Origin of the sequence: Nonomuraea sp. NPDC049725 (assembly GCF_040674795.1) — a bacterium.
Taxonomy (GTDB): domain Bacteria; phylum Actinomycetota; class Actinomycetes; order Streptosporangiales; family Streptosporangiaceae; genus Nonomuraea; species Nonomuraea ceibae.
This window is the reverse complement of the sequence record NZ_JBFANJ010000003.1, coordinates 656357-670791: the sequence shown is the minus strand read 5'-3', so window position 1 is coordinate 670791 and position 14435 is coordinate 656357. Positions and strand designations below refer to the sequence as shown.

The following is a 14435-nucleotide window of genomic DNA, read 5'->3' as shown; positions in this document are numbered from 1 at the left end:
AGGAGTCCTTCATGACCGCCACGTCCGTGACCGTGATCGGCCTGGGCCCCATGGGCCACGCCATGGCCACCACCTACCTCGACCGGGGCTACGACCTCACCATCTGGAACCGCACCCCCGCCAAGGCCGACGCCCTCGTCGCCCGCGGCGCCCGCCTCGCCCCCACCGTCGAGGACGCGCTGCGGGCCAGCGACCTCGTCGTGCTCAGCCTGACCGACTACACCGCCGTGTACGCCATCCTCGAACAGGCCCCCGCCGCCCTGGCCGGCCGTACCGTCGCCAACCTCACCTCCGACACCCCCGCCCGCGCCCGCGAGGCGGCCGCCTGGCTCGCCCGCCACGGCGCCGTCCAGCTCACCGGCGGCGTCCAGGTCCCCCCGCCCGGCATCGGCGCCCCCGGCGCCATGACCTACTACAGCGGCCCCGCGGAAGCGATCGAGACCCACCGGGCCGCCCTCGAGACGCTCACCGGCATCGACCACCTCGGCGAGGACCCGGGACTGGCCGCCCTGTACTACCAGATCGGCATCGACATGTTCTGGATCGGCCTGACCGGCTACCTGCACGGACAGGCGCTGGCGCAGGCCAACGGCATCTCGGCGCAGGACTTCCTGCCGCACGCCCTCAAGACGATCGACTTCCGCTACTTCCTGGAGTTCTACGCGCCCCGCATCGACGCCGGCAACCACGCGGGCGACGTGGAGACGCTCTCCATGGCCGTGGCCAGCCTCGAACACGTGGTGCGCACCGCCGAGGAGTCCGGCGTCGACGCCTCACTCCCCGCGGCCACCCTGGACCTCTTCCGCCGCGGCGTCGCCGCCGGCCGCGACCAGGACAGCCTCACGAGCCTCGTCGAGGTCGTTCAGAAGGGTTGATCGCGGTCTGTCGCACCGGCCGGGCGCCTTTACAAAGTAGATTCACAGTGCTCGCCCGCCCCGCCCGGCGGTCCGGCGCGGGCGCCGTGCTAGCTTCTTCGGCCATGTCCGACTACTTGCGCGCGCTGTTCTCCCTCGACGGCCGCCGGGCCCTGGTCACCGGCGGCAGCTCCGGCATCGGCTACGAGATCGCCGAAGCCCTCGGCCGGGCCGGCGCCGAGCTCGTCATCGTCGCCCGCAGGCAGCCCGAACTGGACAAGGCCCTGGACCGGCTCGCCGGCCACGGCGTCCGCGCCACCGCCATCAGCGCCGACCTGGGCGAGCGCGCCGCCGTCCGCCGCGTGTGCGAGCAGGCCGGGCAGATCGACATCCTGGTCAACGACGCCGCCAACAACATCCGCAAGCCCATGGCCGAGCTCACCGAGGACGACTACGACCAGACGATCGCCGTCAACCTGACCGCCCCGTACCTGCTCGGCCAGCACTACGGCCCCCGCATGGCCGAACGCGGCTGGGGCCGCATCATCAACATCGGCTCCCAGCAGACCGTCAGCGCGTTCGGCGACAGCGGCGTCTACGGCGCCGCCAAGGCCGCCATCGGCGGCCTGACCCGCTCCCAGGCCGAGGCGTGGTCGCCGCGCGGCGTGTGCGTCAACACGATCATCCCCGGCTTCGTGCTCACCCCGCTCACCGAGCCGGCCCAGGCCGTCCCCGGCCGCGTCGAACAGCTCGCCGCCCGCCACATGACCCGCCGCAACGGCGTGCCCGCCGACTTCGCCGGCGCCGCCGTGTTCCTCGCCGGCGACGCCTCGGCGTTCGTCACCGGGCAGATGCTGTACGTGGACGGCGGGTTCTCCGTCCACTGACCGCCTTTACAAAGTAGATCACTTACGCCGGACCCGGCGGACGCCCCTGCCCAGGTGCCACATGTCGATGACCAGCTCGTCGCCCTCCACCCGGGTCAGCGCCATCTCCGTCACCTCGATCCTGAACAGGTGCGAGCCGGTGCCCGGCAGCTCGAACGCCGCCAGCGTCGCCTCGTCGGTGATCTCCTGGGCCCGCCCGGCGAGCTTCGCGTCGCCCTCCCAGACGCCGCCGCCCGGCGGCTCGGGCGGCGTGGCGACGTGCAGCGCCATGCGCGGGTCGCGGCGCAGGTCGAGCGCCTTGACCGCGCCGGGCATCGACCCCATCCACAGCTCGCCGTCGCGGAACTGCGTCTCGGTGCCGCTCACCCGGGGCGACCCGTCCGCGCGCAGGGTGGCCAGCACCTTGTGCTGCTGGGCCTCCAGCAGCCGCCGCACCCTCGCGGCCAGCTCTGGAGCCGCGGCTTCGACATCGGTCCATGAAGTCATGCGCACCACATTAGTAAATGTATGCTCATTTACAAACCCGGACGAAGGAGCGGCATGGCCAGACCCCGCACGACCAGCGACGAGGCGATCCTCGAGGCGGCCGCCCGGGCCATCGGCCGGCACGGGGCACAGGGCTTCACCCTGGCCGCGGCCGCCTGCGAGGCCGGGCTGGCGGCGGCCACGCTCGTGCAGCGGTTCGGCTCCAAACGCGGGCTGCTGCTCGCCGTCGCCGCCCACTCCGCCCGCACCGTCGCCGTCCCCTTCGAGCGGGCCAGGGACGAGCACCCGGCGCCGCTGGCCGCCCTGCACGCCGCCCTGGAGACGCTCGCCTCCGGCGTCGCCACGCCCCACGAGCTCGCCCGCAGCCTCGGCTTCCTGCAGCTCGACCTGACCGACCCCGGCTTCCGCGAGCACGCCGCCGAGCACGCCCGGCGGATGCGGCAGGAGATCGCCGCCCTGCTCGCCGACGCCGTCGCCGCGGGCGAGCTCGCCGCCGGTACCGACGTGGCGGCGCTGTCGCGCGCCGTTCAGGTCACCTACAACGGGACGCTCATCGTGTGGGCGCTGTCCGGCGACGGCACCCTGGCCGCCGCCCTGCGCGACGACCTGGCCGCGACCCTGCGGCCGTACGTGACGGATGGCGGGAAAGCCTGATCGACATTTCCCACTATTAACCGATAAAAGGGAATTTATCGAATGGGTTGTTGAGCCGGAGAGTAGGTTATTGTTACCTCCCGAATACTGTCGACGCAGTATTTGCGGGCTGGAAGCTTATCGCGCTGACCACAAAAGGGGGTGCATATGTCCTACAATGACGCTGTTCAGCCATGCCTGGTCGTCACCAGCCGGCCGATGGCGGGCGCGAGTTTCGAAATCTTCACCGGTCACACCGAGATCGGCAGCGCCCACGGCGCCGGCATCCAGCTGGACTGCGACGGGGTCAGCCGTCGCCACGCCTCCATCGACAACGACGGCCGCCGCACCGTGATCAGCGATCTCGGCTCGCTCAACGGCACCTGGGTCAACGGCCGCAAGCTCACCTCCGGCCACGTGCTGCGCGACGGCGACCAGGTCCGCATCGGCTTCGCCACGCTGCGGTTCATGCAGGCCGAAGAGCCCGAGCCGGAGTACGGCTACCGCTTCGGCGACGTGGCCGGGCCGGTCAACGCCGGCAGCGGCCACCTCAACGTGGGCGGCAGGCAGCAGATCGCCGGGGGCGACATCTACGGCGACGCCGTCCACGTCACCGACGACTACGACCCGTGGGACGAGGTGTTCCAGGGACGCGGCCCCGGGCGCGGCATCGCCGTCCTCGGCGCGTGCGTGTCACTTCTGGGATTCGCGCTTTTCGCCGGCGTCATCTTCAGCGGATTCTCGGGAAAGCTCCTCGACGACCCTTTCGCACAGGAATTGGTGGACGGAATACCGTCGGCGCCCGCCGGATTCGCGCTGTTCCTCGGCGGCGGACTGCTCGCCGCCCTCGGCCTGTCCATGGCGAAAGCCGCCCGCAAAAGAACCGAGCCCCGTAAAGGGCGGCGGCGGCAGAGAGGCGGCGCCCGATGAGCGGCGAAACCTTCCGGTTCGGCGACGTACGCGGCCCGGTCAACGCCGGCAGCGGCAACCTGAACATCCACGGCCACCAGCAGATCGCCGGCCGCGACCTGCGCACCGGCCCCGCCACCGACCCCGCCACCGCGCTCCGCGCCGACCTCGGCACCCTGCGCCGCGCCCTGGACGAGCTGCGGCTCACCCCCGCCGAACACCGCACCGCCGAGACCGAGCTGACCGCCCTGGAGCACGAAGCCGCCCAGCCCTCCCCCGACACCGGCCGCATGGGCCGCCACCTCCAGGCGTTCACCACCACCCTCGAACACGCCGGAGCCCTCGCCGGAGCGGGCCTCGCGGTCATCCAGGCCATCACCGCCATCGCCACCTGGCTCGGCCCCGCCGGCCACCAGGCCCTCTCCCTCCTCGGCCTCTAGGACACCGGCCCGTCAAGGCGATCCAACCCCCCTTTACGCCGCCGGGCCTGCCGCCACAGCAGGTAGCCGGCCGGCAGCACGAGCACCAGCAGCCGGGCGGGGTCGTCGCGGACGTCGTCGAACCGGAGCAGGCTCAGCAGGCCGGCGCGCAGGGAGTCGTCCCCGGTGAGGAGCGGGGCCAGGGCCACCAGCCCCCACACCACCAGGGCGTCCAGGACCGCCGCCGCCGCGCGCCGCCCCGGGACCGGCGGCGCCGGGGAGCCGGAGGCGAGCAACACCAGCAGGGCCGCCACCAGCAGGCACAGCTCCCAGAGCCCCCAGCCGCCGGCCAACGCCCCGAACCACTCCGCGCCGAACACCGGCAGCGAGCCGGAGCAGATGCCGTCCCCCCGGTAGTCGGCCGAGAGCGGCCGGACGAGCGCGACCAGCGCCAGCACCCCGGCGGCACGCGGTCCCGCCGTCGCCGAACGCCGCCGCACGAGGGCGACCAGCACGGCCACCACCGGCACGGCCCAGACGATCGCGAGCTCGGTGAGCGTGGCGAGGTCGTCGCGCAACGGCAGGAACGGCGAGCGGTCGATCGCGTCGTACGGGCGTACGCAGCGGATGACGCCCTCGGTGAAGCCCCCGTCGTGATCGCTCGCGTCGTGTTCCTCGTAAAGACTGGCCGCCACGTACAGGGAGGACCAGTCGAACCAGCTCTTCCAGGCGTCCCAGGTGGGGTAGCTAGCGGCGGCGATGGCCGCCGGCCAGGCCAACGGGGCTGAGGGTGACACGTCACGGGCTCCTTCGCTTCCCGGCGAACCCTACCGGTGATCTTGGGCCGCACGGCCCTTCCCCATCACAGGGATGACGGCCGCCCGCCCGAGGTCTACCCGGTGGAGCCCCGGACGACCAGGGAGGTCGGCAGGATCCGCGGGGCCGGGGTGGCGCCTTCGTTGATCATCGTGATGACCGCCGCGGCCGCCGCCGTCCCGAAGCCCGCCTTGTCCTGGGCCACGGTGGTCAGCCCCGGCGGCACCAGGGCGGCCAGCTCGATGTCGTCGAACCCGACCAGCGCGATGTCCTCGGGCACCTTCAGCCCCGCCTCGGTCACGGCCCGCAGCGCGCCGATCGCCATCTCGTCGCCCGCGGCGAACACCGCGTCGGGCCGCTCCTCCAGCTCCAGCAGGGCGCGCATCGCGGTGTAGCCGCCGGACAGGTAGAAGTCGCCCTCGACGACCAGTTCCGGCCGGTGCGCCAGGCCGAGCGCGGCCAGTTCGTCCAGGTAGCCGCGCAGCCGCTCGGCGCCCGGCCTGGTGCCGGCCGGGCCGGTGATGGTGGCGATGGCCCGGCGCCCGCTCGCGTGCAGGTGGCGGACCGCCTCACGGGCCCCGCCCACGTTGTCGGAGGTCACGTAGGTGGTCCACGGTCCCCGTACGGGCCGGTCGAGAGAGACGCAGGGCACCTCCGACTCCGCCAGCGGCTGGAGCGAGGGGTCGGCTCTGCCGTTGTCTATGAAGACCACGCCGTCGAGGTTGTGCCTGCGCACGGCGCGGAGAAAGTTGTCGGGCGTGCCGTCCTCGCTGGTGGCGAGCATGAGCAGGTGGTAGCCGCGCTCGCTCAGCGCGGTCTTCAGCCCGATGAGGATCTCTTGGAAGAACGGGTGCCGCCAGCCGGGGCGGCGGTGGTCGGTGTCCCAGATGAGGCCCACCATGTGGGATCTCTTGGTGGCCAGGGTGCGGGCCGACTCGTTGGGCAGGTATCCGATGCGTGCCGCGGTGCTGAGGATCAGCTCGCGGGTCTGGGCGTTCACCACCTCGGGGTTGTTGAACACGCGGGAGACAGTCGCCGGTGACACCCCGCAAAGGCGCGCCAGCTCTCGAATCGTTGCCACGGACGTACGCTATCGCATCTCGCTGAAACCGGTTTCATGTAACCGGTTGCATGAAACCTATGTGAGGGTCCATCCCCTGTCAATCAATCACCGTCGATTTCCGACACGTGACGTTCCTGTGACTTGACAGAGGGTGGCAGCAGTATGTGAGATGACGCTCTAACAGGCCGATGCCGCACCGTTGCCGCGGGGCTCGGCCTTCATCGCATCTCGCAGTCACCCTTTCTCTCCCCTCGAAGGAGTCCCAGGTGTCTGCAGGACGAACCCGTCTCGCCGCCGGAGCGCTGGTCATCGGCATGCTCGCCGCCGGTTGCGGCGGCTCCCCCTCCGCCGGCTCCACGCCGACCGGCGGCAAGATCACACTGACGCTCAACCTGTTCGGGAACATGGGCTTCAAGGAGCTCTACGCCAAGTACGAGGCCGCCCACCCCAACATCAAGATCGTCGAAAGGACGTCGGCGTACAACGACCACCACCGCAACCTCGCGGCGCACCTGGCCACCCGCAGCGGCGCCGCCGACGTCGAGGCGATCGACACCGGCTTCATCGCCCAGTTCAGGAACCAGCCCCAGCACTTCGCCGACCTGCGCCAGCACGGCGCCGACCAGCTCAAGGACCGCTGGCTGCCGTGGAAGTGGGAGGCGTCGCTGGCCAAGTCGGGCGCCCAGATCGGCTACGGCACCGACGTCGGCGGCCTGGCCATGTGCTACCGCCGCGACCTGTTCGAGAAGGCCGGGCTGCCCACCGACCGTGACAAGGTCGCCGAGCTCTGGCCCGACTGGACGTCCTACTTCGAGACCGGCAAGCGCTACACCGCCAAGAAGCCCGAAGGCGCCGCGTTCTTCGACGGCGGCCCCCAGGTGTTCAACGCGATGGTCGGCCAGATGGAGACCGGCTACTACGACACCCAGGACAACGTCGTGGTCGCCACCAACCCGGCCATCCGCTCCGCCTACGACCAGGTGCTCAAGGCCGTGGCCGACGGCCAGTCGGCCAAGCTCGTCGGCAGCTCGCCCGCCTGGAACACCGGCTTCGCCAAGAGCCAGTTCGCCACCATCGCCTGCCCCGCCTGGATGCTCGCCAAGATCCAGGACCAGGGCAAGGCCTTCGCCGGGCAGTGGGACGTGGCCGCCATCCCGGGCGGCGGCGGCAACTGGGGCGGCTCGTACCTGACCGTCCCCGCCCAGGGCAAGCACACGAAGGAGGCCGTGGCGCTGATCGCCTGGCTGACGGCGCCCGAACAGCAGATCGAGGTGTTCACCAAGCACGGCATTCTGCCCTCGACCGTGGCCACGTACGACAAGCCCGAGGTGACGGGGCTCAAGCACGAGTTCTTCAACGACGCGCCGATCGGCCAGATCTTCACCACCGCCGCCCGCAACCTCAAGCCGCAGTACCAGGGCCCGAGGGCCGGCGACATCCAGACGGCCATCCGCGACGCGATCAACCGCGTGGAGGAGGGCAAGCAGGACGGCGCCGAGGCGTGGACGCAGATGCTCGGGGACGTCGAGCGCATCAGCAAGTGACGCGCGCCGACCTGTGAAAGCCGGTGACGGCGGGCGGTCAGGGCCCGCCGTCACCACCCGCCCCCCGAGGAGCCGACCATGACCTCCGTCAGATCAGGGCCCCGGCGCCGCTGGGCCTACCAGCTCGACGTCAAGGGCTCGCCGTACCTGTACATCGCGCCGTTCTTCCTGCTGTTCGGCCTGGTGGGCATGTTCCCCCTGCTGTACACCGCCTACGTCTCCCTCACCGACTGGAACCTGCTGGACCCGGCCCACGAGTGGGTGGGCCTGGCCAACTACGCCGACCTGCTGGCCGACGACTACTTCTGGAACGCGCTGGTCAACACCGTCAGCATCTGGCTGTTGTCCACCGTGCCCCAGCTGCTGGCCGCGCTGTTCATCGCGCACATGCTCAACCGCAGGCTGCGCGCCCGCACGCTGTTCAGGATGGGCGTGCTGCTGCCCAACGTGACCTCGATCGTCGCGGTCACGATCATCTTCGCCCAGCTCTTCGGCCGCGACTTCGGCATGGTGAACTGGGCTCTCGAACTGGTGGGCCTGGATCCGATCGACTGGCAGGCCGGCACGCTCTCGTCGCACGTCGCGATCTCGCTGATCGTCATCTGGCGGTGGACCGGCTACAACGCCCTCATCTACCTGGCCGCCATGCAGACCATCCCCGAGGACCTGTACGAGGCGGCCCGGCTGGACGGCGCGAGCCAGTTCACCCAGTTCCGGAGGATCACCGTGCCGATGCTCCGCCCCACGATCATCTTCACCGCCGTCGTGTCCACCATCGGCGGCTTCCAGATCATCGCCGAACCGCTGCTGTTCCAGGCCGGCACCGGCAACCCGACCGGCGGCTCGGACCGCCAGTTCCAGACCGTCGGCCTCTACCTCTACGAGCAGGGCTTCAGCCTGTACGAGTTCGGCTACGCCTCGGCGATCGCCTGGACCCTCTGCATGATCATCGTGGTCATGGCGCTCGTCAACTTCGCCATCACGCGCAGGATCAGGAGCAGCTGACATGGCCGCCGTCACCGCCGTCCGACGCCGCTTCCATCCCCAAGGAGCGGGGTTCTGGACCTACGCCGCGCTCATCGCCGTCCTGCTCGGCTCGCTGTTCCCCGTCTACTGGTCGCTGGTCGTGGCCTCCCACGACAACGACGCCATCGCCAGCGTCCCGCCGGTCCTCACCCCCGGCGGCCACCTGTTCGAGAACATCGCCCGGGTCTTCGACACCACCGCGTTCGGGCAGGCGATGCTCAACTCCGTCCTCGTCTCCAGCTCGGTCACCGTCTCGGTCGTGCTGTTCTCCACGCTGGCCGGATTCGCCTTCGCCAAGCTGCGCTTCCGCGGGCGCAACGTGCTGCTCGTCATGGCCATCGCCACCACCACCGTGCCGCAGCAGCTCGGCATCATCCCGCTGTACATCCTCATGGCGGAGCTCGGCTGGACCGGCAGGCTCGAGGCGGTGATCGTGCCCGGCCTGGTCACCGCGTTCGGCGTGTTCCTCATGACCCAGTACCTGTCCAGCGCCATCCCCGACGAGCTGCTGGAGGCCGGGCGCATCGACGGGTGCAGCACGCTGCGGCTGTTCTGGCACGTCGTGCTGCCCGCCGCCCGCCCGGCCGCCGCCGTGCTCGGGCTGTTCACCTTCATGCAGGCCTGGAACGACTTCTTCTGGCCGCTGGTCGTCCTCACCCCGGAGAACCCGACCGTCCAGGTCGCGCTCTCCAGCCTGGCCAGCGGCTACACCACCGACTACGCGCTCGTGCTCACCGGCACCGTGCTCGCCATCGTGCCGATCGTGGCCGTCTTCGCCGCGCTGGGCCGTCAGATCATTGGGGGAATCATGTCAGGAGCGATCAAGGGATGACCCGGGAACGTACCGCCTTTCCCCCTGGATTCGTGTGGGGCACGGCCACCGCCGCCTACCAGATCGAGGGCGCCGTGGCCGCCGACGGGCGCGGGCCCTCCATCTGGGACACGTTCTGCGCCGTCCCCGGCGCCGTGGCCGGAGGCGACAGCGGCGAGCACGCCTGCGACTTCTACCACCGCTGGCCGCAGGACGTGGAGCTGATGGACCGGCTCGGCGCCGGGGCCTACCGCTTCTCGCTGGCCTGGCCCAGGATCATGCCCGACGGTGACGGCCGGGTGAACCAGCGCGGCCTCGACTTCTACCGGAAGCTCGCCGACACCCTGCGCGAGCGCGGCATCGAGCCGTACGTCACCCTCTACCACTGGGACCTGCCCCAGGCGCTGGAGGACCGCGGCGGCTGGCGCGCCCGCGACACCGCCGCGCGCTTCGCCGACTACGCCGAGGTCGCGCACGAGGCGCTGGGCGACACGGTGACACAGTGGATCACGCTGAACGAGCCGTACTGCTCGTCCATCGTCGGCTACGCCGAAGGCCGCCACGCGCCCGGCGCCCGCGAGGGACACGGCGCGCTCGCCGCCGCCCACCACCTGCTGCTGGGCCACGGCCTCGCGGTGGCCAGGCTACGGGCGCGGGCACGGCCGGGACAGCAGGTCGGCATCACGCTCAACATGTCGCCCACCGTGCCCGCGACCGGCTCGGCCGCCGACGCGGAGGCAGCGCGCAAGATGGACCTGCTGGTCAACCGGCAGTTCACCGACCCGCTGCTGCTCGGCGCCTACGCCTCCGACATGGCGGAGGTCTTCGGCGCGATCAGCGACTTCTCCTTCCGCCGCGAGGGCGACCTGGACGTCATCGGCGCCCCGCTGGACTTCCTGGGGGTCAACTACTACTACCGCATCCACGCCGCCGCGGCCCCGTACCAGCAGGCGGACCCCGCACTGCGCTCCGCCTTCGACCTGGGCGTGCGCAGCGTCACCCCGGACGGGGCGCCGACCAGCGGGCTGGGCTGGCCGATGGAGCCGCACGGGCTCCACGAGACCCTGCTCGGCCTGGCCCGGCGCTATCCCGCGCTGCCGCCGATCTTCATCACCGAGAACGGCTACGGCGACGACGGAACCCTCGACGACACCGGCCGGGTCGGCTTCCTGCGCGACCACCTGGCCGCCATCCGCACCGCGATGGCCGACGGGGTGGACGTGCGCGGCTACTTCTGCTGGTCGCTGCTGGACAACTTCGAGTGGGCCCGCGGGTACGCCGCCCGGTTCGGGCTCGTCCACGTCGACTACGAGACCCAGGTCCGTACGGAGAAGGCGAGCTTCCACTGGCTGCGCGAGTTCATCAGGAACCAGGAGTGAACACCCCGGCGACCGGCCCGGTACCTCCCCAGCATGAGCACCGCCCCACGAGAGCACGCCTGGCAGGGCACCGGCCCGTACGGCGCGACGCCGCCCCCGCCGCACTGGGCCCGGTAGCTTGTTCCGTCAGGTCTCAGGACCCGTGCGGCAGATGGGGCTCGGGAGGTGATCTTCGGTAGGTCCGGTGGATGACAGTATCGCGCCCTGGTACGCCCAGGGATGTCATGGATCTGGGCCTCCGTAAAGCCACACGGTCAGGGCAGGTCGTAGACCGTGACCGCGATACCGCGCTCGGTCAGCTGCTTGAGGATCAGCGGTTCGATCTGCTCCCAAGAGCCGCCGGCGAGACCAGCGCCGATCCGAGGCATGTGGACACTCGCGTGGAGACTCAGAGCTTCGTCACCCAGAGCGGACAGACAACGGTCCAGGGCGTCGTAGCGAATAGGCGGGCCGTCCTTGGTGGGCCGGATGCCGTGCTGGCCGATCATGTTCGCGACCCACAACTCGGGCGCGACCTGCACCAGCCGGATCGCACCCAGCCGGAAGTCGTCACCAGAGCGGTGCCAGGCTCGGTAGTCGGCTTCCGGCTGCGGCCAGCGGCGGGAGAGGGCAAGGACGAAGCCCTTGCCCCAGCCGCCGACGTCGTTGCACACGTGGCTGATGACCTTTGGTCCCTGGCCGTGGGGATGGGTCGCGTCGCCGGTCACATAAGAGATCACGGTGTGGAAGGTACGCCAGCGCCCTGACATTCGTGTCCCGCGCGATTTTCAGGAGAAGGCCTTCTGCGGATGCCGCCTTCGAACGGCGAACCGGGCGATCGGCTTCGTGGTGGCGCGGAGGGTCTCGTCGGTGTCCTCGATGGTCAAGGTCGTTTCAGCATGTCCGATACGGGGCCCTTTACAAAGTAGATTCATATCGAGTGGACTCCCTCGTAGGTGTGCAGCCCGAGGCTGCCCTCCTCGTACGCGGCAGTGCCGTTTCGAGGAGGGAGCACAGTCACGCACGGTCCGCCACTTGCGCACCGCCCCCCAGGCCCTGCTCCGATTGGGCGTGCGTCCACACGACGCCCGCCACACCTTCGCCTTCCAATCGTCACAACCCTCCGGCCACAGCCGCGCCAAACTCGAACGGCGTCCGGCCCACGCCAACGACCCTAGGCAACTCGCTCATCCGAACGTCACCACCGGGTTCTGCGGAACGGCAACTGGCGACACTTCAATACGCGACTCCACCGGTAGTGGTGCGCGGCGCCCCCGGAAAGCAGACGTGGCGGGCGGACTGCTGCCGGCCGGGTCGACGCTGGCTCTACAACCGCGTGCTGGCCCACACGTGGTAGCACTCGTAGACTTACAAAGACTGTTTGCAAAGACTCTTTGTAGACCGTACGGTGTCCCCATGTCAGACTCGCCCGCCCGGCAGGAGATCACCGACGTCGAGGCGCTGAAGCTGCTGGCCCACCCCATGCGGCAGCGCATCGAACGGCAGCTCAGACATGGCCCGGCCACCTCCACGACACTCGCCCGCGCCTTGGGTGAGAGCAGTGGGCTGACCAGCTACCACCTCCGTCAGATGGCCAGGCACGGCTTCATCGAAGAGGTCCCCGAGCTGTCGCGGGGGCGGGAGAGATGGTGGCGGCACGTCCCGGCCGATCGCAGGCTCCCGCCATACAGCAGGCAGTCGCCCGAGATGCGCGCGGTGGCGGAGGAGATCAGCCGCCTCGACCTCGCCGAGGAGCTGGAGCAGCTGACCCGCTTCCAGCTCCAGCGCGGGGGGATGGGAGAGTGGGCCGACGCCCTCGCCTGGTCCCGCTCGGCGATCACGCTCACGGCCGAGGAGCTGGGCGAGTTCCTCGAGGCGTACGTGAAGCTGATCTACCGCTACAAGCGTCCGCCGGAGGAGACGCCGGAGGGCGCGCGGGTCGTGCTCGCGCGGCTGCTGGCCTTCCCTGAACCGCCCGGCGACGAGGACCGTCACGAGGGCTAGCGCCGGGACGTGTGAGTCCGGGCCGCCGGGTGCCAGCCCGGCGGCCCGGGAACGGAAACCGCATCACCACGCCCGCGAAGGGCGTGTCTCTACGTGTGCGAACTCCCAGAGAAAGGAGAGCAGCTCATGCTGCTCCTACGCAACTCAAGATGCCGCGCGACCGCGTTCACGGTCGCCCTTCTCGCCGTCGTACTGCTCCCCGGGTTACCTCCCGGGCCGGGGAGCGCTGCCGCCGACGCCGGGACGCGGGACGTGCGCAGCAGTGAGGTCACCTTCACCGGTGCCGGCGGCGTGACCCTGCGCGGGACGGTCGTCGCCCCGCCGCAGGCCAATGGCCGGCGCCCGGCCATCGTCATGGTGCACGGCGCGGGACCGGTCACCAGGGACGAATTCCGGGACGAGGCCGAGGCGTACGCCAGGCGCGGCGTCGTGGCCCTGATCTACGACAAGCGCACCGAGGGCTACTCCCCCGTGCGGCGCGACTACGGGATGCTGGCCGCCGACGCGCTCGCCGCCGTGCGCACCCTGCGTGCCCGGCCCGAGGTCGATCCGCACAGGGTGGGAATCTGGGGCCTGTCGGAGGGGGCCTGGGTGGCGCCCGTCGCGGCGGTGCGCTCGCCGCAGGTCGCCTTCCTGATCGTCGCGGGGGCGGTCGGCACGACTCCCGCCAGGCAGCAGGCGTGGGCGTACGGCGAGCGGCTCGCGCACGCGGGTGTGCGGGGGTCGCTCGTCACGGCGCTGCCGTGGCGGTTCACCCGTTACGCTGTGGCCGCCGGGCTGTTCGCGGAGGCGGGGCACGATCCCGTACGGGAGTGGGAGCGGATACGCCAGCCGGTCCTCGCGGTGTGGGGCACCCTGGACAGGGAGGCGGTGCCCGCCGAGAGCGCGAAGATCATCGCGGCGGCGCTGGCCAGGGGCGGCAACGAGCACCACACGATCCGGTTCATCGACGGCGTGCGCCACAACCTCAACGGTACCCGTGACGACGGTTTCGACCGGCCCGACCTGTTGCCGGCGAGCTACGCCGAACTGGAGACGGCCTGGATCGAGTCTCAGGCCGATGGCGCACCGCCGTCCAGCGTCAGCATCCCGGCGGCCCAGGCGCGGGCGCGGGTGAGCGAGCCGGTGGACGGGCCGCTCGCCTGGTACGAGGCGCCCTGGTGGCAGCCGGTGGCGCTCGCGCTCTTCGCGCTCGCCTGCCTCGGCCATCCCGTCGCGGCCCTCGTACGCCGGGTGCGCGGGCGCCGGGGCGTCCCCGTGGCCGCCCGGCCCGCCCGCGTGTTCGTCGCCGCGCTGGCGGCGACGACGCTGGGCTTCCTCGGCTACGTCGGCGTCCTCGCCCTGACCGGCGCGACCGTGATCGGGCCGGTCGTGCTCGGCCGGCCGGTGCCCTGGCTGCTGCTCCAGCTTCTCGCCGTGACCGTGGTCGCGGCCGGGATCACGACCGCCGTCACCGCGTGGCGCACCCGCCGCCGCCCGGCCCACGGAGCCAGGGGCGCGAGCCGCGCCGCCGTGCAGGACATCGCGCCGGCCCCTGAGGGGCGGGTCCGGCTCTGGCTGCTGCTGGTGGCCGGGCTGGCGTTCGTGCCCTGGGCCCTGTTCTGGGGACTCATCATCCCGTAGGC

General features: G+C 70.9%; 15 protein-coding genes. 11 read left to right on the top strand and 4 right to left on the bottom strand.

Translation table 11 applies throughout. The features are described 5' to 3' along the window. Positions 1-11 precede the first annotated feature (11 nt). Positions 12-875 carry an NAD(P)-binding domain-containing protein gene (locus tag AB0J53_RS10985; RefSeq protein ID WP_364170982.1) on the top strand — a complete coding sequence of 288 codons (864 nt, stop codon included), beginning with the start codon at positions 12-14 and terminating at the stop codon, positions 873-875. 104 nt (positions 876-979) lie between these two features. Then, positions 980-1741, top strand: coding sequence for an SDR family oxidoreductase (locus AB0J53_RS10980; protein ID WP_357585019.1), 762 nt, complete (start codon positions 980-982; stop codon positions 1739-1741). 18 nt (positions 1742-1759) lie between these two features. Here the strand turns inward: AB0J53_RS10980 and AB0J53_RS10975 are convergent, their stop codons facing one another. Further along, a complete protein-coding gene (locus tag AB0J53_RS10975; protein WP_364170980.1) occupies positions 1760-2227 on the bottom strand; it encodes a pyridoxamine 5'-phosphate oxidase family protein in 468 nt (155 codons plus the stop codon). A gap of 54 nt (positions 2228-2281) precedes the next feature. On the opposite strand from AB0J53_RS10975, the gene AB0J53_RS10970 reads away from it, so the two are divergent. The 3 genes from AB0J53_RS10970 to AB0J53_RS10960 all read left to right on the top strand — a co-directional run bounded on the left by AB0J53_RS10970 (position 2282) and on the right by AB0J53_RS10960 (position 4209). Further along, on the top strand, positions 2282-2881 hold the full coding sequence (locus tag AB0J53_RS10970) for a TetR family transcriptional regulator (RefSeq protein ID WP_364170978.1): 600 nt from the start codon (positions 2282-2284) through the stop codon (positions 2879-2881). A gap of 147 nt (positions 2882-3028) precedes the next feature. Continuing rightward, a complete protein-coding gene (locus tag AB0J53_RS10965; RefSeq protein WP_364170976.1) occupies positions 3029-3790 on the top strand; it encodes an FHA domain-containing protein in 762 nt (253 codons plus the stop codon). Further along, complete coding sequence (locus AB0J53_RS10960) at positions 3787-4209, top strand: DUF5955 family protein (protein WP_364170974.1); 423 nt, start codon at positions 3787-3789, stop codon at positions 4207-4209. Before AB0J53_RS10965 ends, AB0J53_RS10960 begins: the two co-directional genes overlap by 4 nt. Here the strand turns inward: AB0J53_RS10960 and AB0J53_RS10955 are convergent. Both AB0J53_RS10955 and AB0J53_RS10950 read right to left on the bottom strand, forming a co-directional pair. Continuing rightward, complete coding sequence (locus AB0J53_RS10955) at positions 4206-4985, bottom strand: hypothetical protein (protein WP_364170972.1); 780 nt, start codon at positions 4983-4985, stop codon at positions 4206-4208. The genes AB0J53_RS10960 and AB0J53_RS10955 overlap by 4 nt on opposite strands. A gap of 95 nt (positions 4986-5080) precedes the next feature. After that, positions 5081-6085: a LacI family DNA-binding transcriptional regulator gene (locus AB0J53_RS10950; RefSeq protein ID WP_364170970.1), complete on the bottom strand. Its 1005-nt coding sequence runs from the start codon at positions 6083-6085 to the stop codon at positions 5081-5083. A gap of 248 nt (positions 6086-6333) precedes the next feature. Between AB0J53_RS10950 and AB0J53_RS10945 the strand changes: the two genes are divergently transcribed. From AB0J53_RS10945 to AB0J53_RS10930, 4 genes are all read left to right on the top strand, one after another. Then, on the top strand, positions 6334-7611 hold the full coding sequence (locus AB0J53_RS10945) for an ABC transporter substrate-binding protein (RefSeq protein ID WP_364170968.1): 1278 nt from the start codon (positions 6334-6336) through the stop codon (positions 7609-7611). A 78-nt stretch (positions 7612-7689) separates the two neighbouring features. Continuing rightward, entirely contained in the window at positions 7690-8616 is a 927-nt protein-coding gene (locus AB0J53_RS10940) for a sugar ABC transporter permease (protein ID WP_364170966.1), read from the top strand. Position 8617: 1 nt separating this feature from the next. Further along, complete coding sequence (locus tag AB0J53_RS10935; protein ID WP_219517198.1) at positions 8618-9469, top strand: carbohydrate ABC transporter permease; 852 nt, start codon at positions 8618-8620, stop codon at positions 9467-9469. Beyond that, a complete protein-coding gene (locus AB0J53_RS10930; protein WP_364170963.1) occupies positions 9466-10827 on the top strand; it encodes a GH1 family beta-glucosidase in 1362 nt (453 codons plus the stop codon). Before AB0J53_RS10935 ends, AB0J53_RS10930 begins: the two co-directional genes overlap by 4 nt. A 254-nt stretch (positions 10828-11081) precedes the next feature. On the opposite strand, the gene AB0J53_RS10925 is transcribed toward AB0J53_RS10930, so the two are convergent. Beyond that, positions 11082-11546: a macro domain-containing protein gene (locus tag AB0J53_RS10925; protein WP_364170961.1), complete on the bottom strand. Its 465-nt coding sequence runs from the start codon at positions 11544-11546 to the stop codon at positions 11082-11084. Between the two features lie 676 nt (positions 11547-12222). Between AB0J53_RS10925 and AB0J53_RS10920 the strand changes: the two genes are divergently transcribed. Next, positions 12223-12810, top strand: a complete 588-nt coding sequence (locus AB0J53_RS10920; RefSeq protein WP_364170959.1) for a helix-turn-helix domain-containing protein — start codon at positions 12223-12225, stop codon at positions 12808-12810. Positions 12811-12936: 126 nt separating this feature from the next. Beyond that, on the top strand, positions 12937-14433 hold the full coding sequence (locus AB0J53_RS10915) for a dienelactone hydrolase family protein (RefSeq protein ID WP_364170957.1): 1497 nt from the start codon (positions 12937-12939) through the stop codon (positions 14431-14433). Positions 14434-14435 lie beyond the last annotated feature (2 nt).

Coding starts and splice junctions, on each gene's coding strand:
- AB0J53_RS10935 (WP_219517198.1), top strand. CDS start 8,618: ATGGCCGCCGTCACCGCCGTCCGACGCCGCTTCCATCCCCAAGGAGCG.
- AB0J53_RS10980 (WP_357585019.1), top strand. CDS start 980: ATGTCCGACTACTTGCGCGCGCTGTTCTCCCTCGACGGCCGCCGGGCC.
- AB0J53_RS10940 (WP_364170966.1), top strand. CDS start 7,690: ATGACCTCCGTCAGATCAGGGCCCCGGCGCCGCTGGGCCTACCAGCTC.
- AB0J53_RS10965 (WP_364170976.1), top strand. CDS start 3,029: ATGTCCTACAATGACGCTGTTCAGCCATGCCTGGTCGTCACCAGCCGG.
- AB0J53_RS10985 (WP_364170982.1), top strand. CDS start 12: ATGACCGCCACGTCCGTGACCGTGATCGGCCTGGGCCCCATGGGCCAC.
- AB0J53_RS10960 (WP_364170974.1), top strand. CDS start 3,787: ATGAGCGGCGAAACCTTCCGGTTCGGCGACGTACGCGGCCCGGTCAAC.
- AB0J53_RS10975 (WP_364170980.1), bottom strand. CDS start 2,227: ATGACTTCATGGACCGATGTCGAAGCCGCGGCTCCAGAGCTGGCCGCG.
- AB0J53_RS10920 (WP_364170959.1), top strand. CDS start 12,223: ATGTCAGACTCGCCCGCCCGGCAGGAGATCACCGACGTCGAGGCGCTG.
- AB0J53_RS10930 (WP_364170963.1), top strand. CDS start 9,466: ATGACCCGGGAACGTACCGCCTTTCCCCCTGGATTCGTGTGGGGCACG.
- AB0J53_RS10915 (WP_364170957.1), top strand. CDS start 12,937: ATGCTGCTCCTACGCAACTCAAGATGCCGCGCGACCGCGTTCACGGTC.
- AB0J53_RS10970 (WP_364170978.1), top strand. CDS start 2,282: ATGGCCAGACCCCGCACGACCAGCGACGAGGCGATCCTCGAGGCGGCC.